Genomic DNA, 26,659 nt, shown 5'->3' with positions numbered 1-26,659 from the left:
TGCAAGAAAAAACTCCCATTCACCTGAATGGGAGTTTTGTTTTCTCGGCAGATGCTATTTAAAGCTTTTAAGGCGCCTTTAAGATGCCCTTTGGATACCTTTTGGATGTTTTGGATCAACCAAGTTTTACTCAGCTGGGCAGAGCGAGAGGGCGGCCTCGTCAGCAATAACGGTGCAGTTAGTATGAAGCTGCAGGATAGAGGCTGGGCACTGAGGCGAAACGTTGCCGTAGCACATGTCGTAAACAGCCTTAGCCTTGTCCTCGCCGCTAGCCACAATCAGAATGCTGCGCGCGAACATGATGGTCTGCGTGCCCATGGTGTAAGCCTGACGAGGGACGTCCTCCATGCGCTCAAACAAGCGGCTGTTTGCCTGAATGGTGCTCTCGGTGAGGTCAACGCAGTGCGTACCCTTGGAAAAATGGTCGTCAGGCTCGTTGAAGCCAATGTGACCGTTGTGACCAATACCAAGAAGCTGCAGGTCAGGATAGCCAGCCTTAGCAACAAGCCTATCGTACTCGGCGCAAGCTGCCTCGACGTCAGGATTAGAGCCATCGGGCACATGAGTGTTCTCAAGATCAATATTTACCAGGTCAAAGAGGTTTTTGCGCATGAAATAGTGATAGCTTTGAGGATCGTCGTGAGAAAGACCGCGGTACTCGTCAAGGTTATACGTAGAAACCTGCGAAAAGTCCAGGTCTCCCCTCTTGCACCAATCAGCGAGCTGAGCATAGGTGCCAATTGGCGTTGAACCAGTTGCCAGGCCAAGAACGCAATTTGGCTTCAAAATGATTTGTGCAGAAATAACATTTGCAGCTTTTCTGCTCATGTCCTCGTAATCGCGAGTGCGAACAATCCTCATGCTTTCCTCCAAGACAGAAGTCACAGTTATATTTAGTTTAACATTTGAAACAAGCAAAAAAGTAACCGGTCGGCGAGAAGAACAAATATCTCGCTGACCGGTTTTGACCTGTTATATGGCGTGTTTTTGTCGCTATTCTGTCGCTATTCTGACGTGTTTCTGACGTGAAGCCGACGCAAGTCTGACGCGGCGGTAGTTTTCTGTCTGGAATCTGTCAGGAATCTGTCGCGATTCTGACGTGAGTCTGACATAGCGGCAGTTATCTGTCAGGAATCTGACGCAAACCTGACATGACCCTGACGCAAATCTGACGCAGAGCCGACGTCGCCTATCCCAGAATCTGCTTGGAAAGATCCTGCAGAGCGTGGAAACGATGCGATATAGCGTTCTTCTCGTCAGGCTCAAGCTCTGCCATGGTTTTACCTGGAGCATCCTCTGGCCAGAAGAGTGGGTCGTAGCCAAAGCCATTGTGACCCTTTGGCTCGTGGCCAATAACGCCCTCGCAGTCACCCTCTCCTACCAGCACAGATCCGTCTCTGTAGACCAGAGCAATGGTGGAGTGGAAGCGAGCAGTGCGGTCCTCATCAGCAACGTCAGCAAGCTCTGCCAGCAGTTTCTGATTGTTTGCAGCATCATTGCCATGCTCGCCAGCATAACGAGCAGAATAGATTCCAGGAGCTCCGTCCAGAGCGTCAACACAAATGCCGGAGTCGTCTGCAATAGCCGCTACGCAATCTACCTCGTCAAGCGCGGCCATTGCCTTAATCAGAGCGTTGTCACGGAACGTCTGACCGTTCTCCTCTGGATCAGGAAAATCGCCCAGCTGACCAAGCGCTACAAAGCTCATACCAGTCATTACCTTAGAGAGGATAGCCTCAATCTCAACAAGTTTGTGAGCGTTGCCCGTTGCAACTACCACGGTTGTATTTGGATCAAAGGTCACAGCGTTAGAACCTTGATTTTCACTGTTTTGACTCATGGTTACTCCCTAAATCCAGTCACTTGATTTTGCAGGTCAACAAGGTGAGCGATGCCTGCTTGACCAAGGTCGAGCAGCTGGTTGAGTTGCCCGCGATCAAATGGACCGCCCTCGCCTGTTCCTTGTACTTCAATTATCTGTCCAGTTTCTGTTCCCACAAGGTTCATGTCAATGTCCGCATGAGAATCCTCGGGATAGTCAAGGTCCAGCAGCGGCTGACCGTTTACGTATCCCATAGAAATCGCAGCTACTTGACCTGTAAGAGGAAGTCTGGGCAGGAGGTCCTTCTCGACAAGTGAATAGAGTGCGTCGTGAAGCGCCACCCAAGCGCCCGTGATACTGGCGGTTCTGGTGCCGCCATCTGCCTGAAGAACGTCACAGTCCAGCGTAATGGTGTACTCGCCTAGGCGATTGAGGTCAACAACGGAGCGCAGCGAGCGGCCGATCAGGCGCTCAATCTCCATGGAGCGACCCTTGCGGTTGGCGCGCTCTCGCTTGGTGCGGCGGTTAGTCGACGCAGGTAGCATGGCATATTCAGCCGTGACCCAACCCGCGCGAGAACTGCGTCGCCACGCGGGAACGCCTTCCTCGACGGTGGCGGTGCACAGGACGCGCGTGTCGCCAAACGTGACCAGGCACGATCCGTCTGCGTTCTTCATAACGTTGCGCTCGAGGGTGACGGGGCGCATCTGGTCCCACGCGCGGTCGGACGAACGCGCAACCTGCGCGGCGGTGTCAGTCTGCGCGGGCTTCTCGCCAGAAAACGCGTTTTCTACCTGGTTATTCATTGCACTCCTAAGAAAAAACGCGACACCCGAGGGCGCCGCGTGAGGTTCCATGGTGGGCGATGAGAGATTTGAACTCCCGGCCTTGTGCGTGTAAAGCACCTGCGCTAGCCGCTGCGCCAATCGCCCGTGACTGTAGAAGTTTATCACAGCTTCCACAATTCTTCGGCGGCAATTATGAATTCTGCACCTTCATTGCACGACCTTTGCACAAATCTTACGCCAGCTCTTCCAGAATACGACGCATTTCTTTCTGGACACCCTGCTCGATGTTAGGCGCAATAACCTTGGAGGCAATCGTCTTGAGCGCGTAGCGAGCGTTGTCCATAACGTACGCAGTGCCGGCGTAACGCAGCATAGCGTAATCGTTCATAGAATCGCCAAAGACGGCAATCTCGTCACGAGAAATGCCATAGTACCTGCGGATCTGCTCAAGTCCCGTAGCCTTGTTCACACCACGAGGCACCACGTCAATCCAGGTCTCTCCAGAAGGCATGAACGAAAGCCTATCGCCCATCTCGCGCTCAAGAATCATAGCCATATCCATGGAGCGAGCCCTTGAATCGCAGCAAATAGCAGCCTTGATGATACTAACGTCAGGTGAAGGCGGATCAAACACGCGCTCGGCGTTTGGCAGGTCTTTATCCAGCTCACGCACAAACGAACTCTGATCGTCCAACAGATACGTATGCGTGCGGTCATAAACAACCAGATGAATGCAGTCAAACTCAGACGTCAACTCAAACAGCTTACGAATAGAAGCTGACGAGAAAACCTCGCGGTCGATGACCTCGTTCTCAACATAGACCTGCGTGCCAAGAGAGGCCACGTAGTCAATCTTATCTGCAACCGGCTCAAACAGCCAACGCAGTGTATCGTAACGACGACCGGAACTTGCCACGAAGTGAACGCCGTGCTTGTACAGCTCTTCGATAAGCTCAAATGTCTCTGGCGGAACCTCGGAGTTCTGGTCCAGTAGCGTACCGTCCATGTCCGATGCAATGAGTCTAATCATGCTAGTTCTCCATCATAAAACGGGGAGTCTCCCCTGCTTTTGTTGCGCGTACCAGCTCAAGCAAGGCATGCGCAACGCCGTCATCTGCAGATGCACCTACGTGGTGCCTTGCTACCTGCTTGACCTCTGGAATTGCGTTTGCCACCGCCACCGAGTGCGGAACTTTACTTAAAATCTCAACGTCATTCTCGCCATCTCCAAAAACGAGCACCTCTTCTGGAGAAATGCCTGTTCTTTCCAGGAGTGTCTCAAAACCAGTCAGCTTGGACACACCCTTGGGAAGCACGTCAAACCACTGAGGGACAACCGACATGGTGTACACGTCTGGACAAGCTGCGGCCACCTTTTGGCGACAGCGCTCCATGTCCTCCTCCGTGCCTGGGCACGCAATTGTTGCGGCGACAAAATCGACGTCGTCCGGGACTTGATCAACAATGCCCGAGACAAACACCAGTTTGCGCTCGTAATCGGCGAGAATGTCTTTGTCCAGCGGGCCGACAACATATGCCGGGTTAAAGAGGTTGGTCTTCTCTGGATAGCAGACCAAGAACATGTTCTTCTCGTCAGCAAGAGCATCTGCGACACCCTGCAACGTTTTGTGGTCAAAGATGGAGAGCGAGATGGTCTTGCCTTTATACAGCACGCGCTTGCCCGTGGACATGACGCCTGTTTGCATGCACGCCTCGTCGAGGCTGAAGAGACGCATCAACTCAACGTAATCTCGGCCGGTACAGGGGCCAAACGCGATGTCCGTTTCTTCCAGGAGCGTGTGAATAGCCTTGCGTGTGAAGTCCGACACGCGTCTGTTGCCAAAAGGTACCAGCGTGTTGTCCATATCAGATAAAACAAGCTTAATCACAAACGTCCCCCGTTGCTGTACGCTGCGCAGGTTGGTGTGGACGCATGGTACGTCGCAGCTTCAAGTTGACGTAAGCAATGTGACTTAAAGCTGACACAGCTCCAAGCTGCATCTTTGTACTTCTACATATTTGAACTATGTGCCAAGACGTCAAAGCGATCAATCTTGAGCAACACTTGGTCTAGTCCAATCATACCCGAGAGACGCACCTTTGACGCATTCGAAGTCAAAATTAGAAGATCTCTAAACCCGGAGCCCCGACGGCCGCCAACCCACTCCATGCGCTTAATGTCCTGGTAGTTGATGGAAATTTCAGAGCCTACAAAGGGCACTACAACCATCTCGTCATCAAAAAGCGAGACCTTATAACGACTCAAGATGTACCACGCCATAAACATGACAACCGAGAAGGACGCAAAAAACGCCATAACAATGTCTGGATTTGGCGTAAACACGTTAACGTAGCAAAGCCAGCCGAGAATAACTGCAATGGCACTGACAAATGCCATGTCAATAATGAGCGAACGTGTAAGCGCGGCGGGAGTCACGTAGGTATCGTGATGGCTGTGGCGACGCTCAGAAATTCCAACGTTTCCCGAGTGCTCTAAAACCGCAGCTACGACGGGTGCCGCAACGACAACAATTCCAAAAAACACTGCGAGCATTGCGACCTCCCTTACTCCGTGAAAAAAGAACAATGACCCTTCATAATTATGCTACGCCCCCGCACACCATTTATTGACAAGGGTGAACGGGAGCGTAGACGGTAGAAATCTAGCTATGAATGGCAAAGTAGCACGTCAAACGGTTGCACGCGATGCGACGGCGCGGGTCGCGGGCAGTGCGAGCGCGGCACGGCGGCGCGACTCGCGGACAGCGCGCGGCGCGAGCAGCGCGGTCAGCGCAGGTGCTAGCTGCGGGCAGCAAACTTGGCGACGAGCTTCTCCAGAAGGTCAACGGTAACTTCAAGGCTTGGCACGGGGACAAACTCACGCACGGAGTGGGCGTTATATCCACCGGTAGCAATGTTGGGGCATGGCAGTCCGCGGAAGGTGAGCTGGGCACCATCGGTACCGCCACGAGCGGCAACTGGCTTAGGCTCAATACCGACCTCACGATTTGCCTCAAGCGCATAATCAATCAGGAACTCGTAGCCGTCGAACTTCTCGGCCATATTGCGATACTCCTGGTGAATCTCAACGCGGACGGTATTCTCGCCATAGCGCTTGTTCAAGAACGCGGCGATATCCTGCAGGACCTGCTGGCGGTTGGCAAAAATCTGGGCGTCGTGGTCGCGGACGATGTAGCTGAGCTTAACCTCGGACGCGGAGCCCTCGATGACGATTGGGTGGTAGAAACCTTCGTAGCCCTCGGTGTGCTCAGGACGCTCGAAAGCGGGGACCATCTGCTGGAACTCGGATGCCACAGTGATTGCGTTGATCATGACGTCCTTGGCGCTGCCGGGGTGCACCATGACACCCTTGAAGTAGACGTCAGCGTGGGCGGCGTTGAAGCATTCGTAGTTGAACTCGCCGAGAGCCTCGCCGTCGACGGTGTAGCCGTACGCTGCGCCGAGTTTGTCCAGGTCAAGCAGGCTTGCTCCGTGACCGATTTCCTCGTCGGGAACAAACGCAATCTTGAGCGTAGGGTGCGCAAGCTCGGGGTTGTCGCCCAGACGCTTGAGTAGCGCGCAGATCTCGGCCACACCGGCCTTATCGTCAGCAGAAAGCAGCGTGGAGCCGTCGGAGCAGATGATGTCCATGCCCACAAAATCCTTGAGGTCAGGGACCTGCTCCTGGGTAGTTGCGATGGTCTTGCCGTTAACGACGCCGGCGACCAGATCACCGCCCTCGTAGTGGACGACGTGCGGCTTGATGCCCGAGGCGGGCGCGTCGATGACGGAGTCCAGGTGCGAGCAAAGCATCATCGCGGGAGCCGACTCGGCGCCCTTGGATGCGGCGAAGGTGCCGGTGACGTAGGCGTGCTCGTCGACGGTGACGTCGGTGCAGCCCAGTACCTTGAGCTCTTCGCCCAGGTAGCGAGCCATCTCGTGCTGAGCGGGCGTTGAAGGGGTGACGGTGTCGTTGTCAGGGTTGGACTGGGAGTCGACCTGCACGTAGCGCATGAAGCGCTCGGCGACATCGGGGAGCTGGTTAGTTGCGGTTTCAGACATAGGCATCCTCTCTGGTTCGGGCAAGGTCGGCGCGGTGCGGGTGGTGCGAGCGCGGGTCGTGCGGTCACGCGGGTGCGGGTCGCAGCCGGCGGCCTTGGATGTTGTATGCATTTACTGTACCGCAACTCAAAACGAATTAAACCTACCTGCACGAACTTTGCGCGCGCATGCCATAATAATTGCAAGAAATGCGAAAGGCGGAGCGCTATGACAAACGACTCTTGGACGCCACAGTTTCATCTCTTCCCACCTCAGGGTTGGATGAATGACCCAAACGGACTTTGTCAGTTTAAGTCCGTCTACCACGCGTTTTACCAGTACACTCCCGAGTGGCCTGCCAACGAGCTGCGTTACTGGGGACATGCTGTGAGCAAGGATTTGCTCTCTTGGGAGACGCTACCTATTGCGATTTCTCCAGACGCAGCTTGCGATAAGGACGGTGTGTTTTCGGGTTCGGCCTGGATTGAGACACACGACGCAGCAGGCGGCTGTGGTCACGACAGTGTGGCGGCCGGCGACTGCGGTCACGGCGGCATTGTGGCAGCCGGCGACGGCAACGACGACGCCCGCGGCAGTGCAGCGGCCCGCGAGGTCATGCGACTCTTCTACACCGGCAACGTTATGGACGAAACACACCCAGAAGCCGACGGCATTGACGTCGGTCGAGAAGCCTATGAGGTCATGGTGACCTCTGAAGATGGACTGAATTTCTCGCCAAAGTGCGTTGTTTTGAAGCCGGCCGACTACCCCGATACCTGCACAAACAACGTGCGCGACCCGAAGGTTTGGGAGCAAGACGGGGCTCTCCGCATGCTGTTAGGCGCTCGCGAGAGAGATGCTGCAGCTGGTAACGTAAGAACCGCAGATGAACGACATGATTCGGGAGCGGTTTTGATTTACGACTCAAATGATTGTGGCGAGTCGTGGACGCTCCACTCGGTTATACGCGGGACTAATGCCCTGGGTCAGCGCGAGGCGTTTGGCTACATGTGGGAATGTCCTTTTTTGGTGCAGCTAGATGGCCAGGAGTTTCTGTCTGTGTGTCCGCAGGGGCTAAGAGAAGGCACTGGTACGGAGCCAAGCGCCGGTACGGAGCCAAGCGCCGGTACGGAGCCAAGCGCCGGTGCGTCCAAGGGGTCGCACTTAAACGATTCTGCTAACTTGCAAGAAAGTGCTTCAAGCGAGCCTCTCGACAAGTGGCAAAACATCTGGCAGTCGGGCTATTTTCCGCTTCCAGAGGGCCAAAGGCTTATCAATGTCGAAACTGTTTTCACCGATAGCTTTGTGCTCTGGGATCATGGTTTTGACTTCTACGCACCTCAAACGTTCGTCGACGATTCTGGCCGAACCATTTTGATTGGATGGATGGGCATCATCGATCCGACTTACCATAGTTATCCTGAAGGCATTGAATTCTGCCACAACCTTACTCTGCCCCGAGAACTTTCGTTGTCTGATGATGGTGTTATCCTGCAACATCCAGTTAAAGAGCTTGATGCTAAGCGACGAGAATGTGTGGAATTTGTCGCCGACGCTGTCGTCAAAATAGATCAACTATCTGCAGATATTGAGATTACGGACATATCCGGAGACGGAACTCTTACTCTCAACGACGCGCTTGTGCTTTCTTACTCCAAGGGCACTTTTACCCTGAAATTCATTGACGAGGACACCGCTGCAGGCAGAACTCAACGCTCTATTAGGCTAAAGGAGCTTTTTGACCTGCGCGTTATTGTTGATGGGTCTACCGTGGAGATTTATCTGAACGATGGACGTGCGGTTTTCTCGACACGCTGGTTCCCTGCATCTGAGCGGCTAACGTTGAGCAGCACTTTTGTTGCTGCTAGCTCACGAGAATACAGCCTAATCGAGTAACTTAGTAAGACTACCGGCGACAGTTTGATTCCGTCACCATAGAAGCGCCGGCTATTTGTCGTTGATTTACTGGTTATGCACGAAATTGCATATTTCACACGTTTTATAAGCAAAATTTTCACAGGACTCGGAAAATTGCCGTTTTTGGGACTTCAGGCGGTAAAAAATGCGTTTAGTTGGGAATGAAGGAATTTAGTTCAACTTTTTATATTAGCGTTTGCCCAGGATAAGCAAAAAAGTTTTAACTATTTCTTTTACTAATTGAGTCAAAACATCTCATTTTCAAAATGAATACACCAACTAAACGCATTTTTTACCTTTTTGGGCCCACAATCGCCAAAAATGAGCCCCAAACTAAAGTTTGGGGCTCATTAACGTGCAAATTACAACTTTGTAGCTGGTTGCGCGCCAACTTCGCAGCCGATTACGCTGGTTGCACGACCGGTCGGCAAGGGGTGCGCGCTCGCAGCCACGCGCTCGCCGCAGCTCTGCAGCCCGTTCGCCGCGTCGATCGCGCTACTTGACGCCGGCTTTCTTCTTGGCGCGCTCGATAGCAGCCATCTGCTCCTCGGAAAGCCTAATGGAACCGTAATCCTTTCCGTGGTCAGGCGCGGTGCGACCAAGATCGCCCAGGTTAGCGCCAGTTGCTTCCAGCGCAGACATGTGGTGCGAAGAGCAAGAATGGCCGCCCTCACGGACAACGGAATCCAGGCCAAACTTGTCGCGGCCGGTATACGGCATGGTTGCGTCGTTGGTAACTGGATCGTCAGCGTTTTCTAGTTTGAACTCGCCATTTACGCCGTTCTTGTAGTTCTCCTTAGCCACCGAAATCATCAGCTTGATACGGTTGAGCTGGTTAACCTCGGACGCGCCTGGGTCGTAGTCGACGGCAACAATGTTGGACTCGGGGTGCATCTGGCGCAGGCGCTTGATGACCGCCTTACCCACAACGTGGTTGGGCAGGCAGGCAAATGGCTGAGCGCAGACGATGTTTGGCGTGCCAGTCTCAATGAGGTCGCACATCTCAGCGGTGAGCAGCCAGCCCTCGCCCATCGTGTTGCAGAGCGAAAGGATCTGACCAGCCTTTTCGGCCAGCTCGTCGATGTTGGGGTACGGCTCAAAGCGCTCGGACTTCTCCAGCATCTTGTTGATTGGCGCGCGCAGTCCCTGGACCATCTTGATGCCCGCGATGTGCGTCATGCGGCTCTTAAGCGAAGTGCCCAGCTCCTTGTGCGTGTTGATCGCGTTGGAGAGACCAAACAAGAAGAAGTCGACCAGACCTGGAACGTTGGCCTCGCAGCCTTCGGACTCAATGACCTTGACCAGCTCATTGTTAGCCGTTGGGTGGAACTTAACCAAAATCTCGCCGACGACGCCGACGCGTGGCTTCTGGCGGTCGTTGACCACGGGCAGGCTGTCAAACAGCTCAATGGTACGCTGGCACTGCTTGTAGAATTCCTTGCGAGAAATTCCGTTGATCTTGGAGCGTGTATCGGCCATGAGCTGGTCATACAGCTCATTTGCGGAACCCTTGACTGCCTCGTAGGGACGAACACGATACAGCAGCTGCATGATCAGGTCGCCGTACAGCAGCGCGTAGACTGCCTTGATGAGCAAATCGGGCTTGAACAGCTTGAAGCCTGGATTGTCCTCGTCAAGGCCGGAAGCAGCAGAGACGGAAATGACCGGAATCTCTGGGTGACCTGCGTCTTTGAGTGCCTTACGAATCAGTGCAATGTAGTTGGTTGCACGGCAGCCACCGCCGGTCTGCGAAATCAGAACCGCGGTCTTGGTCAGGTCGTACTTGCCGGAAAGCACTGCCTCCATAATCTGACCCGTGACCAGGATGGATGGGTAGCAGATGTCGTTGTTGACGTAGCGAAGGCCCATGTCAACGGCACCCTGGTCAACCGAAGGCAGCAGTACAACGTTGTAGCCCGCACCCTTCAGCAGCTCCTCTACCAGCTCAAAGTGAATCGGCGCCATCTGTGGAGCCAGGATGGTGTAGCCCGCTTCCTGCATCTCCTTGGTGTAGCGGACCTTCTCGTAAGCTGCAGATTCTGCCTCGCGGTACACCGGCGCACGGCGAGAAGAACTTGCGCTCCTGGCCTTTTCCAGAGAGCCATCGGCCATGCGAACGCCCTGTGGAACAGCCTCGGTAACCAAGCCGGCAGCTGCAAGTCGCTCCAGCTCTGCCTGCTGCTCGTTCAGGGCAGCCATCAGCGAGCGGATACGAATACGTGCAGCACCCAAGTTGGAGACCTGGTCAACCTTGAGCATGGTGTAAATCTTGCCCGAAGCCTCAAGAATCTCCTGGACCTGGTCGGTGGTCAGCGCGTCAAGGCCGCAACCAAACGAGAAGAGCTGGATGAGGTCCAGGTCGTTTCGGGATGCAACAAAGCGAGCCGCGCGATACAGACGTGAGTGGTACATCCACTGGTCAACAATACGGATGGGGCGCTCAGGCATCATCTTATGAGCAATGGAATCCTCGGTGAGCACGGCAAAGCCAAACGAAGAGACCAGCTCAGGGATGGCGTGGTTAATCTCTGGGTCGTTATGGTATGGGCGACCTGCAAGAACAATACCGTGAGCGTCGTGCTCCTCAATCCACGCAAGAGCCTCGTCACCTGCGCGGTGCATCTGGTCCTTGACGTTGATATCTTCCTGCCATGCAGCCTCAACAGCGGCGTCGATTTCGGTGCGCGTGATGTGCTCGCCGCGGAAGCGGCCCTTGCCTACCTGGGCGTCCTTCTCGCGCTGTTCGCTGATGAGCTCGTACAAACGACGCTTGAGCTCGTTCTTCTTGTCATACGGAATGAACGGAGCCATGTACTGGATGGAAGGATCGGAGAGTTCGTCCACGTTGAGGCCCAGCGCCTGAGGGTAGCTCATGACAATTGGGCAGTTGTAGTGGTTGGTTGCGGAGTCGTCCTCCTTGCGCTCCCAACGAATACACGGCATCCAAATGAAGTCTGGGTCCTTGGCCAGCAGATTCATGATGTGGCCGTGGGAAAGCTTCGCGGGATAGCAGGCGGACTCAGAAGGCATGGATTCGATACCTGCGTCGTACGTCTTTGCGGTGGTCTGGTCGGACAAAATGACCGAGAAGCCCAGCTTAGTGAAAAACGTGTGCCAGAACGGATAGTTCTCGTACATGTTCAGCGCGCGAGGAATGCCCACTGTGCCGCGAGGTGCCTCGTCTGCAGGAAGCGACTCGCGATCAAACAGCAGCTTGTTCTTGAACGCAAAGACGTTTGGTGCTTCGTTCTTCTTAGCACCACGCTTCTTACCTGCGCCTTTCTCGCAACGGTTACCGGTGATAAACCTGTGGCCGCTGCCAAAGTCGTTGATGGTAAGCATGCAGCTGTTAGGGCAGATGCGGCAGTGCGTGTTGGTAAGTTTGACCTGTAGGTTGTCGATGGACTCGCGGTCAAGCAGGGTGGATACGCCGTCAATACCTGCGCGATCGCGGGCGAGAAGAGCGGCGCCGTAGGCACCCATGACGCCTGCGATATCAGGACGGATGACGTCTCTGCCGGTGAGCAGCTCAAAAGCACGGAGCGTTGCGTCGGACATGAAGGTGCCGCCCTGAACAATGCAGTGCTCGCCAATCTCGCTGAAGTCGCGGAGCTTGATGACCTTGAACAGGGCATTCTTGATGACGGAGTACGAAAGACCAGCAGCAACGTCGCCGATGGTTGCGCCCTCCTTCTGCGCCTGCTTGACGCGGGAGTTCATGAAGACGGTACAGCGAGATCCCAGGTCAACAGGGAGTGTTGCCTTGGTTGCGGCGGTTGCAAACTCGCGGACGTCCATCTTCATGGAGTCGGCAAAGGACGCAATAAAGGAGCCGCAGCCTGCAGAACAAGCCTCGTTCAGCATGATGTGCTCAATGACGCCGTCTTTGACCTGTAGACACTTCATGTCCTGGCCGCCAATATCAAGAATAAAATCAACGTCTGGGACAAATGCCTTAGCGCCACGCAGGTGAGCAACGGTCTCAATCTCGCCAGAGTCTGCGCGCAGAGCCTCAATCAGGATACCCTCGCCATAACCGGTGGTTGTGACGTGACCAATAATGCAGTCGGTAGGCATCTCGTCGTAGATAGAGTCCATGATCTTGCGAGCAGTGCCCAGGATATCGCCGTTGTTATTGTCGTACCAGGTGTAAAGCAGCTCGCCCTTCTCGCCAACAACAGCAGCCTTCATAGTGGTAGAACCAGCGTCGATGCCAATGAACACGCGTCCGTGGTAGTTGGCCAGCTGGCCTTTGGGGACTACCTCCTGGTCGTGGCGGGCCTTGAAGTCGTCAAAGTCCTGCTGAGTGGCAAAGAGTGGGTCCAGACGAGCAACCTCAGAGCCCTGGATGTCCTTAAGGTTGTCCAGTGCCTCCATGACCTGCGTAAAGGTGATTGGTCGGTCGGACTCGCCCGCCAGAGCAGCGCCCGTTGCAACAAAGAGGTGGGCGTTCTTTGGCAAGACGATGTGCTCGTCGTCCAAGTTAAGCGTGATGTAGAAGCGACGGCGCAGCTCAGAGAGGTACTGCAGCGGGCCGCCGAGAAACGCGACGTAGCCGCGGATGGGGTGTCCACAGGCCAAGCCAGAAACGGTCTGGTTTGCAACAGCTTGGAAGATGGAAGCAGCGATGTCGGCAGGAGCGGCACCCTCGTTGAGCAGCGGCTGAACGTCGGACTTAGCAAAAACGCCGCAGCGAGATGCAATTGGGTAGATCTGCTTGACGTCTTTTGCCAGCTCATTGAGACCAGTTGCGTCGGTCTTGAGGAGAGACGCCATCTGGTCGATGAACGCACCGGTACCACCTGCGCAGGTACCATTCATGCGCTGCTCAATACCGTTGTCAAAGTAGATGATCTTTGCGTCCTCGCCGCCCAGCTCAATAGCAACGTCGGTCTGAGGGATCAGCGTCTCAACGGCGCGCTTGGAAGCGATAACCTCCTGGACAAACTCCAGGTCAAGCCATTGCGCCAAGAGCATTCCGCCGGAACCGGTGATTGCGGCGTACATAGGTGTCTCGCCAATGTGCTTCTGAGCTTTGACGAACAAGGAGCGCGCGGTTGCGCGAACGTCGGTGTGGTGACGCTCGTAGTTTGCGTAAACCAGCGTGCCGTCCTCGTCGATGACGGACAGCTTTACGGTTGTGGAACCAACGTCGATGCCCAGCATAAGGTGGGCCTGAGACAGGTCAAGTGGGACGTTTGGTGCAAGCTCGGCACCATTCTCTACCAGCTCAAACTTTGGACTAATCATTGTTTTCCTCTCCGAGAACAAGAGTTGCAAGCGCAAATCGTGGAACATCTAGCTTGATTGGCTTGCCGTACAGATCGCCAGGTGCAACAAACATGAGGCCGGTCATAAGGCCTGCCATCTGCTCGTCGCTCTCGCGCATGCCGCCGATTAACCAGCGGATAAGGACGCCGACCTCGGCAGAAATTGCAAAGGTCAGATAGTAGTCAAAGAAGGGACCAAGTGCGCGCGGATCAAGGTCGTGAAGGGCGCGCTGGGCGATAACCTCGTGTACCAGGTGCTTTAGCTTATCCTGGAACGCAGGGTCTCCACCGTTGCCCAGCAAAGGACGCAGGTAGAAGCCGTGTTTGCGAATGCTGCGAAGCATCTCCGTTGCGCCGGGGCATGGCTTGTAGGAGTCAATGGCCTCTCTGAGCTCAACAAGGTTGACGCGAGCAAGCTGCTCAACAGCAGGTCGCAGCTCTGCCAGCGCTTCCTTTTCGATATGAAGCACCAGGTCCGGGATGTCTTTATAGTGGGAGTAAAAAGTTCGGCGCGTGAGGCCGGCGCGCTCCGTTACGCCCGTGACGGTCACGGAGGTAAGGTCGCCGGTTACGTCTATCTCTTCTGCCAGGGCTTTTCTAAGCGCCGCACGAGTTCTGGCGGTACGTCGATCAAGCTTGCAAGCTGACAAAACAGCAGGTGCAGACAATGTTTGCGTCATACGTTTCTGAAGCCTCTCCTGGTTGCAGGTACGTACTGGGTGCGCGGGCGCGTGTGAGCGGCGCGTGTGAGCGGCGCGGGTGGCGCGGTGCGGGTGCGCTGCAGCACAACAACACCGTAGCACCCGACTTATTGCACATACTGAGTATTATTACACACTCTGTGCAATAACTGCAACCGCGAGAAGACCGATTTTCTCGCCAGATTTACTTTGATCACTAGGGTTCTATTTTGGCCTGCTAGCGCGCCTGATTTCAGCAAAGAATCGGTAAATATTGCCTAAAAATGTAAAAGAAACTGTGGATTTGCCTGATTTCGTTAACGAATCTGTATTCAAAATACAGATTCTTTGCACTTTTTAGGCGCGCATGCTGTTATGGCGCGCCTGGCGAGAAACCCGTGCACTCGCCGCCGGCGCTTCGCGCACTGACCTGCGAGTTTGCCCGCACACGACACTGTTACCACACAAAAAACCGGTGCCCACCTGCGTGAACACCGGTCTAACCTGCATGTTATGTGGAGCTCGGAGCTCGCGCGCTCTTCACCTGCATGTTATGTGGAGCTCGGACCCCCGCGGAGCCGCGCGGCCGCTACCTGCATTTACGCGAAGCGCTCGACGCCGTCCTTGGAGACGCGTGCAAAGAACAGCGGTTCCAGCTCAGGAACGTTCTCGCCAAAGACCAGAGCCTCACGGAAGATGCGCTCGCCCTCATCAAGACGGCTTTCATCGCAGGTCAGAAGCGTTGCAATAACATCGCCCTTCTCGACATAATCGCCGGTCTTGCGCTCAAGGATAATACCAGCTGCTGGGTCAATCGGATCGCCTTTCTTCTCGCGACCGGCGCCCAAAGCAACAGAGGAAATGCCCACCAGCTCAGCGTTCATAGAAGTGATATATCCGCTGGTCTCGGCCACAATGTCGCGGCGGAATGGCGCAGCTTCAAACTTAGTGGTGTCAAAGATGACCTCGTCGGTGCCGCCCTGAGCCTTGACCATCTGTGCCAGTTTAGCCAGACCCTCGCCGTTTGCAATCTGCTGACGAGCCAGCTTGCGGCAGTCCTCAACACTTCCCTTACCTGCGAGGTTAAGCATGTTTGCAGCAAGTTCAACGCAGACATCGGTCAGATCCTCAGGACCCTCACCCTTGAGCGTGGACACTGCCTCAATAACCTCGAGGGAGTTGCCCACGTTTTTGCCAAGAGGTCGATCCATGCCAGTAATCAGCGCTGCGGTGGTGCGGCCGACGTGCTCGCCAATGGAAACCATGGCATCTGCCAGCTCAATTGCGGAGTCAACGTCCTTCATAAAGGCGCCGGAGCCGCACTTAACGTCCAGCAAAATACAGTCGGAGCCAGAAGCAATCTTCTTGCTCATGATGCTCGACGCAATCAGAGGCACCGAGTCGACGGTTGCGGTAACGTCGCGCAGCGCGTAGAGCTTCTTGTCCGCGGGGACAAGATTGCCCGTCTGACCTGCAACGGCAACGCCAATCTCGGAGACCTGCTTGAAGAAATCAGGCTCGGAAATCTCAATGGAAAGACCTGGGATTGCCTCAAGTTTGTCCAGCGTACCGCCCGTGTGACCCAGACCGCGACCGCTCATCTTAGCAACCTTGACGCCAAGAGATGCAACAATTGGAGCCACTACCAGCGTGGTTTTATCGCCAACACCGCCGGTAGAGTGCTTGTCCACCTTGATACCAGGGATTGCCGAGAGGTCCATCATGTCGCCGGACTCAGCCATCGCCATGGTCAGGTGAGCCGTCTCGTGCGCGGTCATGCCCTTGTAGAAAATAGCCATCGCAAGCGCGGAAGCCTGATAATCGGGAATATCCCCAGCTACATAGCCCGAGACAAAGTAATCAATCTCGGCGTCGGTAAGCTCGTCGCCGTCGCGCTTCTTCTCAATCACGTCGTACATGCGCATAGTTGAACCTCTTTTCGCTGTTCGCGTTCGTTGCCGTTCGCGGCGCCGTCAGGCGCGTTCGTTGCCGTTCGCGGCTCCGTCAGGCGCGTTCGTTGCCGTTCGCGTTAACTCTCTAGTAAAAGAGCCGGTAGCGAGAAACTCTACCGGCTCGCAATTTCATGTAACCTATCAGGTTATCTGCACCCGCAGCCACAACCGTGCTCGTGACCACCGTCGGCACCCTTCACGGCGTCGTCACCCGATGCGCCGGCAGGACTGGACCCACCCAGATCTTCGGGTCCAAATCCCATAGGCAAGATATCCTGGAGCAGATACTCGCGAGGAGCCGCGTCTACCTTGCCCAGCACAATACGGAATGTAGCAGGATCGCACCACTCGCGAATAACCTGCCTGCATACACCACAAGGAGTGCACCAAGCTGTTGGAGCCTCTCCCTCAGGACCACCAACAACCGCAATGGCCACAAAATCTCGGCGACCCTCAAATACCGCGCGGAAAAACGCCGTACGCTCAGCACAGTTAGAAGGCGTATACGCAGCGTTTTCTAGGTTGGCGCCGCCGTACACCGTACCGTCGGAGCACAATAGTGCAGCTCCAACAGCATAGTGAGAGTACGGTACATAGGCGTGGTTGCGCGCCTCAATGGCAAGCTGAACAAGAGCCTCGTTAGAAACGTGGCAAGAACCCTCTACCCCGGCCATTATGCACGACTTCCCTTGATGTATGGCACGCCGTCTGCCTTAGGAGCAACAGACTTACCAACAAAGAGGACCAGCGTAATGATGGTGATGAAGTATGGAAGCATTGCAATAATCTGACTTGGGATTGGAGTTGCGCCACCGCCAAGAAGAATTGCAAGTGCCTGAGTAAAGCCAAAGAGTAGGCAAGCTGCATAGGTGTTCAGAGGCTTCCACTTACCAAAGATAACCGCTGCCAGTGCAATAAAGCCCTGACCAGAAATAGCGGTCTGAGTAAACTGAGAAATAATTGCCAGCGTTACAGAAGCGCCACCAAATCCTGCAAGAACACCAGAAACAATAACGCAGAGGTAGCGAGTCTTACGAACGCTAATGCCCAGCGTCTCGGATGCGTGTGGATGCTCGCCAACGGAGCGAATACGCAGGCCCCACTTGGTACGGTAAAGCACAAACCAGACGAGAAGGGCGGTTAAAAGTGCAAGTACCACGGTAATGTCTACGTTCAAGCTGGAATAAGGTGTGTCGTTAAAGGCACCCTCACCAAAGAGCTTTGGGAGCTTGGTGACTGCCGGAGACATTGCGGCGCCATCAAACAAAAGACGGCAGGCAAACAGAGCAATGCCAGGTGCCAGCAGGTTAATTGCAACACCAGAAACTGTCTGGTCAGCGTTAAACGTAATGGATGCCATGGCGTGCAAAAGCGCAATAAGACCGCCTGCAATACCTGCGCAAAGGAAGCCAATCCAAGGGTTTCCGGTGAGGTAGCTGCCCGCAACGCCTGCAAAGGCACCAACGCCCATCATGCCCTCAATACCAATGTTGACAACACCGGAGCGCTCGGAGACAACGCCGCCCAGAGCACCAAAAATAAGAGGTGTCGAGTACATGAGGGTAACGGAAACAAGAAGAATCAGGTTAGTGAGCATTGTTTGCCTCCTCCTGAGAAGGGTCGGACGCATCACTCACTTGAGCAGCAAGCTTTGCCTCTTCTTCCTTAGCCTTCTGGGCACGCTTGTGATCAAGACGGTCGGCAAGCATTGGAATAACGCCACCCAGAGCCATAAAGAACACGATGGTACCAATAACAATGTTGATAATCTCGGAAGGTGCACCAACCGTCTGCTGAACAGTCTGGCCACCATAAAGAAGACCAGCAAACAGGAAGGATGCAGGAATACATGCCACAGGATTACAGTTAGCGATAAACGCAACGGACAGACCGTTAAAGCCGTTGTTCTCAAATGCTGCCAGCGTTGCAATACTGTGAGGAGCAATACCGGTAATGGTCAGAGCACCTGCAAGTCCGCAGAGTGCACCAGAAATAGCCATGCAAAGTGTGAGGTTCTTCTTAACGTTGATGCCGGTAAACTGAGCAGCATCGCGGTTAAAACCAACAGCGCGCATCTCATAACCAACCTTGGTACGCATAAGCAGCCAGCCAATGAAGATAGCTGCGAAAATAGCAACAAAAATACCAATGTTTACATCGGTACGCATAATAGCGTCACCAATAACAGGGATATTGCGAATTGCCTCAGCGCCGTCCTCGGAATTCTTCATACCATAGAACAGCGTGGTATAACCGGACTCATTAATGGGGTACGAAGATGTTGAGTTTGGCTGGTGGAACTGTGGAAGAGAGACCACAAAGTTGCAGAGGTAGAGGCTGATCCAGTTAAACATAATGCTGGTAATAACCTCGTTGATGCCAAACTGGGCTTTAAGCCATCCAATGATGGCGCCAATACCTGCTCCGCCTGCGGTACCTACCAAAACAACTACAGGAATCTGCAGCACAGGAGGAAGGTCAAGGCTGTAGCCAACAATAACGGCCAGGATGGTACCAACAATGTACTGACCCTCAGCGCCAATGTTAAAGAGACCAACGCGGAATGCAAAGGCAACGGCAATACCCGTAAAGAGCAGAGGTGTTGCCTTAATAATGACGTTAGAAATGTATTTTGGCTTACCTACCATGCCGCCAATAAGTGCCTCAAACGAGCTGATAGGATCATAACCTGCAACAACCAAAATAATAGAAGCAACCAACAGGCCAACAAAAATAGCAACAATTGCTGACGTAATGGGCTTTCTCATTATCTTTGTAAGCGTACTCACTCGGCGTCACCTCCTGCCATCAGCAGGCCAGCCTGCTCTTCAGTGATAGTACCTTGGTCAAACTCGCCAACATTCTTGCCAGCGTAAATAATTGCCATCTTATCGGCAACGTCCATAATCTCGTCCAACTCAAAGGAAATCAGCAAAATTGCTGCTCCACGGTCCCTCTCGCGAATTAGCGCTTTATGGACAAACTCAATTGCGCCAACGTCAAGGCCGCGCGTTGGCTGAATGGCAATGAGGACGTCTGGGTTGGAAGAGACCTCACGGGCGATAATAACCTTCTGCTGGTTACCGCCGGAAAGTCCCACTGCCTGATGATCTACGCACTCTGCAGGACGAATATCAAACTCGTCAATCAGCTTCTGAGAGAATTCCTTGATCTTTGCCAGGTCAAGTGCAATGCTCTTACCAAAGGTCTCCTCGTTGTGGCGCTCAAGCACCATGTTCTCGGCAACCGTAAAGGGCAGAACCAGGCCCCAACGATGGCGGTCTGAAGGAATAGTTGCAACTGCGTGGTCAATAACCGTCTTTGGGGTGGTGCCCTGAATCTCTTCACCCTTGACAGCAATGGTGCCCGACTCAGGTTTGACCAGTGCGTTTATGGCATCGGTAAGTTCTTTCTGGCCGTTGCCGTCAATGCCTGCAAGACCAACAATCTCGCCAGCACGAATATCCAAATTAAAGCCGTTTACCTGCTCAATGCCGCGCTCGTCCTTAACGTGGAGGTCCTTAATAGAGAGAACAACCTCGCCAGGAGTTGCTGGCTTCTTTTCTACATGCAGGTTAACGTTTCTACCAACCATAAGTGTTGCAAGCTCGGTCTCGGATGTCTTGGAGACATCAACGGTGCTCATGTACTTGCCGCGACGAATAATAGTGCACTCGTCAGCAGAAGACATAATCTCTTTAAGCTTGTGCGTAATAACAATGATGGTTTTACCTTTGCTTACCAGGTCATGCATGATCTGAATAAGCTTCTCAATCTCCTGCGGCGTAAGAACTGCCGTAGGCTCATCAAGAATCAAGGTATCAGCGCCGCGATATAGTGCCTTTAAGATCTCAACACGCTGTTGCATACCAACAGAAATGTCTTCAATCTTGGCGTCAGGGTCTACGTCAAAGCCGTATTCCTCAACAATCTCCAGGACCTTCTCGCGAGCTCGCTTTGGATCAAGGACGCCACCAGCCTTGGTGACCTCGTTGCCCAAAACAATATTTTCTGTAACAGTAAAGTTCTCGACCAGCATAAAGTGCTGGTGAACCATACCAATACCGTGAGCGATAGCATCGGTTGGGCCAGATATGGATACACGCTCTCCGTTGAGGTAAACCTCGCCCTCATCAGCAGAATACAGGCCATACAGTACGTTCATAAGCGTACTTTTACCTGCGCCGTTCTCTCCTAAAATGGCGTGGACAGTTTGCTTGCGCACGTTAAGGTCTACGGCGTCAAGAGCTTTAAACGATCCAAAAACTTTGGTAATGCCATGCATCTGAACAGCGTAATCCGAACTGACTTCCACGAGCCACCTCCTTTACACACTTGCGAGAGGTGAGGAGTGCCAAAGAGCACCCCTCACCAGCAAATCCAAACTCATCAACCTTTTGGGCCTGTCAGAGGTCAAAAACCATCTGGCGAGAAACCCTAAGGCTTAAAAACTAAGTCAGAGCTTAGCTCAAAGACTTAACAAACTTGTCCAGGTCGTCCTTGCTTGCAGGAGGAACAACGGAGCCAGCCTTGATCTTGTCGAGAAGGTCAGTAGCTGCCTTGTAGGTGTCCTCACCCATGAGGTGGTGATCCTCAGCAATTCCGACAGCGTCCTCGGAAGCGCCCAGGGAAACAGTAGTGCCGCCCTTCTGGCCGTCCTTCAAGATCTTCTCGGAAATCTCAACGATAGCAACGTTAACGCGCTTAAGAGCGGAGGTCAGGACGTTCTCTGGAGCAAGATATGCCTGGTCACGGTCAACGCCGATAGCAAGCTTGTTTGCGTCCTTAGCTGCCTCAATAACGCCGGTTCCTACGCCGCCTGCAGCGTGGAAGACAACGTCGCAACCATCGGAGTACATGGAGTTAGCAATAGCCTTGCCCTTTGCAGCATCGGAGAAGGACTCTGCGTACTGTGCAGAAACCTCAACGTTGGTGCCCTTTTCCTTGTTTGCATAAGCAACGCCGCCGCGGTAACCATACTCAAACTGGTCGATAAGTGCGGAAGAAATGCCGCCAACAAAGCCAACCTTGCCAGTCTTTGTGGTGCGAGCAGCAATGTAGCCAACAACAAAGGAAGGCTCCTGAGCACGGAACATTACGCCGGTGAAGTTGGAAACCTCAGACTCGTTGCCGTTGTCGATAATGGCAAACTGGGTGTTTGGATTGTCCTTAGCAGCCTTAAGGGTTGCGTCTGCCATAGCAAAGCCAACGCCCCAAACAAGGTCGGACTCTGCGTCAACAGCCTTATCAAGGTTGGTTGCATAATCGGAATCCTGCTTGGACTCAAGGTAGCTGACATCCCAGCCGTTCTTGTCCTTGAGCTCGGTCATGCCCTCCCAAGCGGACTGGTTAAAGGACTGGTCGTTAACACCACCAGTATCGGTAACCATGGTGAGCTTCTTTTTCTTCTCACCTGATGCCTTCTGGCCGCCGTCGTCCTTCTTCTGGTTGCAGCCTGCAAGACCTGCGAGTGCTGCAAATGCGCCAGCGCCGGTTGCGCCAGTCACAAAACTACGACGAGAAACGTTCTTGTTCATTCCGTGCTCTCCTTACCTCATGTGGCGGGAACATCCAGCTTTAGTGCTGGATCTTTATGAGAAGTTGACCAAACTCCCCTAACTTAAGCGGAAAATCCGCATGGTTCCAAAACAAACAGCAATGGCAAACTGCCTATCTGCGATGCTTTACACAACAAGTGCCTTAAGCAACAACAGAAAGAGCAACCTCCATCATCTGCGTGAAACTAGTCTGACGCTCTTCAGCAGTAAGTGCTTCTCCTGTAAGAGGCAAATCAGAGATAGTTAGCAGCGTAAGCGCATGCTTATGAGCGTACATGGCGTTGAGATACAGGGCTGCCGACTCCATCTCAACGGCAAGAACATCCATACTTGCCCATTTTGGAAGCGAGTTGTTTACGGTATAGAACACGTCGCTTGCCAGGATATTACCAACGCGAACGGGATAACCCAGCTTTTCTGCACCAGCAACAGCCTTGCTCAACAGGCCAAAGTCTGCGGTAGGTGCAATGGTTCCAGGCATTCCGTACTGTGATGGATAATTAGAATCAGTGCTGGAAGACATGCCAATAACAATGTCTCTAAGCTTTACCTCAGGAGCAAGGCCGCCAGCACTACCAATACGGAGAATGTTGTCAACTCCGTAGAAATTAAAGAGCTCGTAAGAATAAATACCAATGGAAGGCATACCCATACCAGAACCCATAACGGAGACTGGCTGTCCCTTGTAGGTGCCGGTGTAGCCAAACATATTGCGAACGGTGTTGAACTGCTCAACGTTCTCCAGGTACGTGTCTGCAAGAAGCTTAGCGCGCAGAGGATCGCCTGGCATGAGGACGGTCTTAGCAATCTGGCCCTCAACAGCAGCGTTATGGGGAGTTGGGGTAGTAGCCATTAGTTCTCCTTAAGAATCTCTGACAGGTGAGAAGTTCCAACACCAAGTTGCTCAACACCAAAATAATCAAGGATTGTCTCGGCCATATCGGCAAATGTGGTGGTTGTACCAAGGTTAGTGTTTGGCTTGACCTTTGGACCCGTGATAAGCAGTGGCACGTACTCACGAGAGTGATCAGTAGATGGTGTTACCGGGTCACAGCCATGATCTGCGGTAATAATGAACAGGTCGTCCTCACGAAGACCCTCAATAATTTGAGGAATGCGCTCATCAAAATAAGAAAGAGCGTTGGAGTATCCCACAGGATCGTTACGGTGACCGTAAATCATGTCAGTATCAACGAGGTTGGTGAAGCACAGACCGTTGAAGTCTTTGCTGGTAGCCTCAATAGTCTTCTGAATTCCGTCTGCATTGCAGGTAGTAAACTCAAACTCAGTCATGCCACGGTGAGCAAAGATGTCATAAATCTTGCCAATAGAAAGAACGTCAAAGCCGTTCTCTTTAAGGCGGTCAAGCATAGTTGGACCTGTTGGCTCAAGCGAGAAGTCATGACGGCGAGAAGTGCGCTGGTATGGCCACTCCCCCTCAAAAGGACGAGCAATAACGCGAGCAACACCGTGCTCACCCTGAAGAATCTCGCGTGCAATGCGGCAATATTCATAGAGTTTCTCGGGACTTACCACGTCCTCATGAGCAGCAATCTGGAAAACAGAATCTGCTGAGGTATAGACAATCAGAGCACCAGTCTCTACGTGCTCTTTACCAAAGTCTCTAATAACATCGGTTCCGGAGTAAGGTTTGTTGCAGAGAACCTTACGGCCCGTCTTCTGCTCAAACTCCTCAATGACCTCCTGTGGAAAACCATCAGGATAGGTTGGGAACTTCTTTGGAGAAATGACGCCTGCCATCTCCCAGTGACCAACCGTAGTGTCTTTACCAGCGGATTTCTCCTGCATGCGAGCATATGCGCCCACAGGAGACTCAATTGGCTTCAGATCAACGTCATACACGGTATCAAGCGCGCCATCAATATTAAGAAGGCCCAACTTTGTCATATTTGGGATGTTAAGAACGCCACTTGTTGCGCATGCACAGAGGGTATTGCTGCCCTCATCTCCGTATGCCGCTGCATCAGGCTCTTCGCCGATGCCAAAACTATCAAGAACAACTACAAAAACACGTTTAGGCATACTACCTCCTAAAACGCCCGAAACAAGCATTTGCGCACGATACATACGCAAGCTAACTTATGTGGACGAGTCATTACTATTCATTAAATATATTATTACAGTTGCATAACGCCGACGCCCAATTTAGAGAGATTTTCACGATACAACCGTTTGCAGATACTAAAATTCTGTAAACGGTACGCAGCAAATGCTTAGAAAAATCAAGCAGGTAAAGCCAATGTGGCGAGAAAATCGTTGAGCTCACCAGGGAAAAATTTAATGAATTCATTCTTTACAGACTCTAGCTGCTGTCTTATCGTTGTCCAAAGCAAGATTTAAGCACTAGCTTAAATAAGATAAGCACCTGTTTAGAAGTTTTATATAAGCACCTGTTTAGTCGGATTCTATTTTTGCTGCTAGGAGGCCTGATGCTCACCAATCGAGAACAGATGATTTTCAACTGGATTAAAGAGCAGCCTTCCATTACTCAGAAGGAAATTGCAGAGCGAGCAGGTATCTCGCGTTCTTCTGTTTCGGTTCACATCTCCAACCTTACCGCAAAGGGCGCAATTTTGGGCCGCCGCTACATTTTGAGCGAGCGCCCCTACTTTATTGTGATTGGCGCTGCCAACATGGATATTGCTGGCCGCCCAGACACTTCCCTTGTGGCGGGAGATTCAAACCCTGGTAAGGTCACCATGTCTTTTGGTGGCGTTGGTAGAAATGTTGCACACAACCTGGCCCTTCTCGACAGCGACGTTCGTCTGCTCACCGCTTTTGGCGAGGACTATCGTGCGCGCGAGCTCAAAGAGGGCTGCCTGGACTGCGGTATTGACATCGATGCTTCTATTACCGTGCCGGGCGCTTCCACTTCTACCTACCTCTTCATTATGGACGAGCACGGTGAGATGCAGGAAGCCATCAATGACATGCAGATTTACGAGTATGTCACCCCCGAGCGCATCGAGGAGCGCCTGGATGTTATCCAGCACGCCGCAGCTTGCGTGATTGACACCAACCTGCCTCAGCAGACCATCGAGTTTATTGCCAAGAACGTGACTTGCCCTATCTTCTGCGACCCCGTTTCTTCTATCAAGGCGCAGAAGCTCAAGAGGGTCCTGGGCAAGATTCACACGCTCAAACCAAATCGTCTTGAGGCCGAGATGCTCTCGGGCATCAAGATTACTGACGACGCTTCCCTTGAAGCCGCAGCTCACGGGCTGCTTGCAACAGGACTGAAGCGCGTGTTTATCTCCCTTAGCGAGAAGGGCCTTCTTTGTGCTGATCACGAGAAGACCGTTCGCTTGCCACTGCTTCCTGCAAAGCTTGTCAACATGACCGGTGCGGGCGATGCCATGATGGCAGGAATTACCTGGGCGTATACTCAGGGCATGACGCTTGAGCAGACCGGCCTGATAGGCATGGCTGCTTCCAGCATGGCCATTGAGGGTGAGGACACCATCAACGGTGAACTCAACGTTGAAGAGGTCATCAAGCGCGCAGGTCTTTAGCGCGTCTGCACGGCACAGTACGTCTGCACGGCACTACTTTCGGTTCCATTAGTCGTTTACGATTGGAGTATATATGTCTAACCTGAAGGATTTTCTCGTTGTATCTGACGAGGTCAAAGAGGCTCTTGAGCAGAACAAGCCTGTTGTAGCTCTGGAGTCCACCATCATTTCTCACGGTATGCCTTACCCACAGAACGTCGAGACCGCTCTGAAGGTTGAGCAGATCATCCGCGACAACGGTGCAATTCCTGCAACTATTGCAATTATTAACGGCCAGATGCGTGCCGGCCTTTCCGCTGACGAGATTGATTACCTGGGCAAGAAGGGCCGCGAGGTTGCTAAGGTTAGCCGCCGCGACCTCCCTGTTATCATTGCTGAGAAGAAGGACGGCGCAACTACCGTCACTACTACCATGATGATTGCTCACATGGCAGGCATTGACGTCTTTGCAACCGGTGGCATCGGTGGCGTTCACCGTGGCGCTGAGACCACCATGGACATCTCCGCTGACCTTGAGGAGCTTGCACAGACTCCTGTTATGGTCATTTGCGCTGGTGCAAAGTCCATTCTTGACCTTGGCCTTACCCTTGAGTACCTGGAGACTAAGGGCGTTCCTGTACTTGGTTACCAGACCGAGGAGCTTCCTGCGTTCTACACTCGTAAGAGTGGCTTTAGCGTTGACTACCGCGTTGACTCCCCTGCTGAGCTGGCAGAGATCTTCACTACCCAGCAGCAGATTGGCATGAACAGCGGTCTTCTGGTCACCAACCCAATTCCTGAGCAGTATGCAATGGATAAGGACACCATCGACGCAGCTATCGAGAAGGCCCTTGCAGAGGCAGAGGCAAACGGTATCCACGGCAAGGAGTCCACACCATTCTTGCTGGCAAAGGTTGCTGAGATCACTGGTAACAACTCCCTTGAGTCCAACATTCAGCTGGTCTTCAACAACGTTGCTCTTGGCGCAAAGGTTGCTGCAGAGGTTTGCAACCGCAAGTAAGTGCTCGCACACGCTGCGTAAGCATCGCAGTTCCTTTGGCCTCCGCGTCGTTTTGAACTGCCTTCCATTTCTTGAACATAAGAAATGGAAGGCAGTTC

The 26,659-nt window shown here is 53.2% G+C and carries 20 protein-coding genes and 1 tRNA gene; 3 read left to right on the top strand and 18 right to left on the bottom strand.

What is annotated here, in order from left to right:
• Positions 1–126 precede the first annotated feature (126 nt).
• From nagB to pepT, 8 genes are all read right to left on the bottom strand, one after another.
• A complete protein-coding gene (gene nagB, locus HMPREF1647_RS04570) occupies positions 127–861 on the bottom strand; it encodes a glucosamine-6-phosphate deaminase (protein ID WP_035432484.1) in 735 nt (244 codons plus the stop codon).
• Between the two features lie 328 nt (positions 862–1,189).
• A complete protein-coding gene (gene rdgB / locus HMPREF1647_RS04565; protein WP_052039142.1) occupies positions 1,190–1,840 on the bottom strand; it encodes an RdgB/HAM1 family non-canonical purine NTP pyrophosphatase in 651 nt (216 codons plus the stop codon).
• 2 nt (positions 1,841–1,842) lie between these two features.
• Positions 1,843–2,628, bottom strand: a complete 786-nt coding sequence (gene rph / locus HMPREF1647_RS04560) for a ribonuclease PH (protein WP_081933321.1) — start codon at positions 2,626–2,628, stop codon at positions 1,843–1,845.
• A gap of 50 nt (positions 2,629–2,678) precedes the next feature.
• Positions 2,679–2,754, bottom strand: a tRNA-Val gene (locus HMPREF1647_RS04555).
• Between the two features lie 88 nt (positions 2,755–2,842).
• Positions 2,843–3,640, bottom strand: a complete 798-nt coding sequence (locus HMPREF1647_RS04550) for an HAD family hydrolase (RefSeq protein ID WP_035432482.1) — start codon at positions 3,638–3,640, stop codon at positions 2,843–2,845.
• A gap of 1 nt (position 3,641) precedes the next feature.
• Positions 3,642–4,499: an HAD hydrolase family protein gene (locus HMPREF1647_RS04545; protein WP_035428501.1), complete on the bottom strand. Its 858-nt coding sequence runs from the start codon at positions 4,497–4,499 to the stop codon at positions 3,642–3,644.
• 122 nt (positions 4,500–4,621) lie between these two features.
• A complete protein-coding gene (locus HMPREF1647_RS04540) occupies positions 4,622–5,164 on the bottom strand; it encodes a hypothetical protein (RefSeq protein WP_035432480.1) in 543 nt (180 codons plus the stop codon).
• Positions 5,165–5,409: 245 nt separating this feature from the next.
• Positions 5,410–6,672 (bottom strand): peptidase T, encoded by a 1,263-nt coding sequence (gene pepT, locus HMPREF1647_RS04535; protein WP_035432478.1) that lies wholly within the window; start codon positions 6,670–6,672, stop codon positions 5,410–5,412.
• Between the two features lie 207 nt (positions 6,673–6,879).
• On the opposite strand from pepT, the gene HMPREF1647_RS04530 reads away from it, so the two are divergent.
• Positions 6,880–8,547, top strand: a complete 1,668-nt coding sequence (locus HMPREF1647_RS04530) for a glycoside hydrolase family 32 protein (protein WP_035432476.1) — start codon at positions 6,880–6,882, stop codon at positions 8,545–8,547.
• Between the two features lie 516 nt (positions 8,548–9,063).
• Here HMPREF1647_RS04530 and HMPREF1647_RS04525 read toward each other — a convergent pair.
• The 10 genes from HMPREF1647_RS04525 to HMPREF1647_RS04480 form a co-directional block, all read right to left on the bottom strand.
• Positions 9,064–13,818: a 2-hydroxyacyl-CoA dehydratase gene (locus tag HMPREF1647_RS04525; RefSeq protein ID WP_035432474.1), complete on the bottom strand. Its 4,755-nt coding sequence runs from the start codon at positions 13,816–13,818 to the stop codon at positions 9,064–9,066.
• A complete protein-coding gene (locus HMPREF1647_RS04520; RefSeq protein ID WP_035432472.1) occupies positions 13,811–14,518 on the bottom strand; it encodes a TetR/AcrR family transcriptional regulator in 708 nt (235 codons plus the stop codon). Before HMPREF1647_RS04520 ends, HMPREF1647_RS04525 begins: the two co-directional genes overlap by 8 nt.
• A 599-nt stretch (positions 14,519–15,117) precedes the next feature.
• Positions 15,118–16,443, bottom strand: coding sequence for a pyrimidine-nucleoside phosphorylase (locus HMPREF1647_RS04515; protein ID WP_035432470.1), 1,326 nt, complete (start codon positions 16,441–16,443; stop codon positions 15,118–15,120).
• Between the two features lie 173 nt (positions 16,444–16,616).
• Positions 16,617–17,144 (bottom strand): cytidine deaminase, encoded by a 528-nt coding sequence (locus HMPREF1647_RS04510; protein ID WP_035432468.1) that lies wholly within the window; start codon positions 17,142–17,144, stop codon positions 16,617–16,619.
• Positions 17,144–18,067: an ABC transporter permease gene (locus tag HMPREF1647_RS04505; RefSeq protein WP_035432466.1), complete on the bottom strand. Its 924-nt coding sequence runs from the start codon at positions 18,065–18,067 to the stop codon at positions 17,144–17,146. The genes HMPREF1647_RS04510 and HMPREF1647_RS04505 overlap by 1 nt, the downstream gene beginning before the upstream one ends.
• On the bottom strand, positions 18,057–19,259 hold the full coding sequence (locus HMPREF1647_RS04500) for an ABC transporter permease (RefSeq protein ID WP_035432463.1): 1,203 nt from the start codon (positions 19,257–19,259) through the stop codon (positions 18,057–18,059). Before HMPREF1647_RS04500 ends, HMPREF1647_RS04505 begins: the two co-directional genes overlap by 11 nt.
• On the bottom strand, positions 19,256–20,785 hold the full coding sequence (locus HMPREF1647_RS04495; RefSeq protein ID WP_035432461.1) for an ABC transporter ATP-binding protein: 1,530 nt from the start codon (positions 20,783–20,785) through the stop codon (positions 19,256–19,258). Before HMPREF1647_RS04495 ends, HMPREF1647_RS04500 begins: the two co-directional genes overlap by 4 nt.
• Positions 20,786–20,933: 148 nt before the next feature.
• Positions 20,934–22,007, bottom strand: coding sequence for a BMP family lipoprotein (locus HMPREF1647_RS04490; RefSeq protein ID WP_035432459.1), 1,074 nt, complete (start codon positions 22,005–22,007; stop codon positions 20,934–20,936).
• Positions 22,008–22,170: 163 nt separating this feature from the next.
• A complete protein-coding gene (gene deoD, locus HMPREF1647_RS04485; RefSeq protein ID WP_035432456.1) occupies positions 22,171–22,881 on the bottom strand; it encodes a purine-nucleoside phosphorylase in 711 nt (236 codons plus the stop codon).
• The gene (locus HMPREF1647_RS04480) at positions 22,881–24,071 is read right to left on the bottom strand and encodes a phosphopentomutase (RefSeq protein WP_035432453.1); all 1,191 of its coding nucleotides are present in this window, start codon (positions 24,069–24,071) and stop codon (positions 22,881–22,883) included. Before HMPREF1647_RS04480 ends, deoD begins: the two co-directional genes overlap by 1 nt.
• Positions 24,072–24,478: 407 nt before the next feature.
• On the opposite strand from HMPREF1647_RS04480, the gene HMPREF1647_RS04475 reads away from it, so the two are divergent.
• Entirely contained in the window at positions 24,479–25,561 is a 1,083-nt protein-coding gene (locus HMPREF1647_RS04475; protein WP_035432451.1) for a PfkB family carbohydrate kinase, read from the top strand.
• Between the two features lie 73 nt (positions 25,562–25,634).
• Positions 25,635–26,561: a pseudouridine-5'-phosphate glycosidase gene (locus HMPREF1647_RS04470; RefSeq protein ID WP_035428532.1), complete on the top strand. Its 927-nt coding sequence runs from the start codon at positions 25,635–25,637 to the stop codon at positions 26,559–26,561.
• Positions 26,562–26,659: the final 98 nt, after the last annotated feature.

The sequence above is a fragment of the Lancefieldella parvula DNF00906 genome (assembly GCF_000758945.1).
Classification (GTDB): Bacteria; Actinomycetota; Coriobacteriia; order Coriobacteriales; family Atopobiaceae; genus Lancefieldella; species Lancefieldella parvula_C.
The sequence above is the reverse complement of the archived record's forward strand: the minus strand, read 5'-3'. Positions and strand labels throughout refer to the sequence as shown.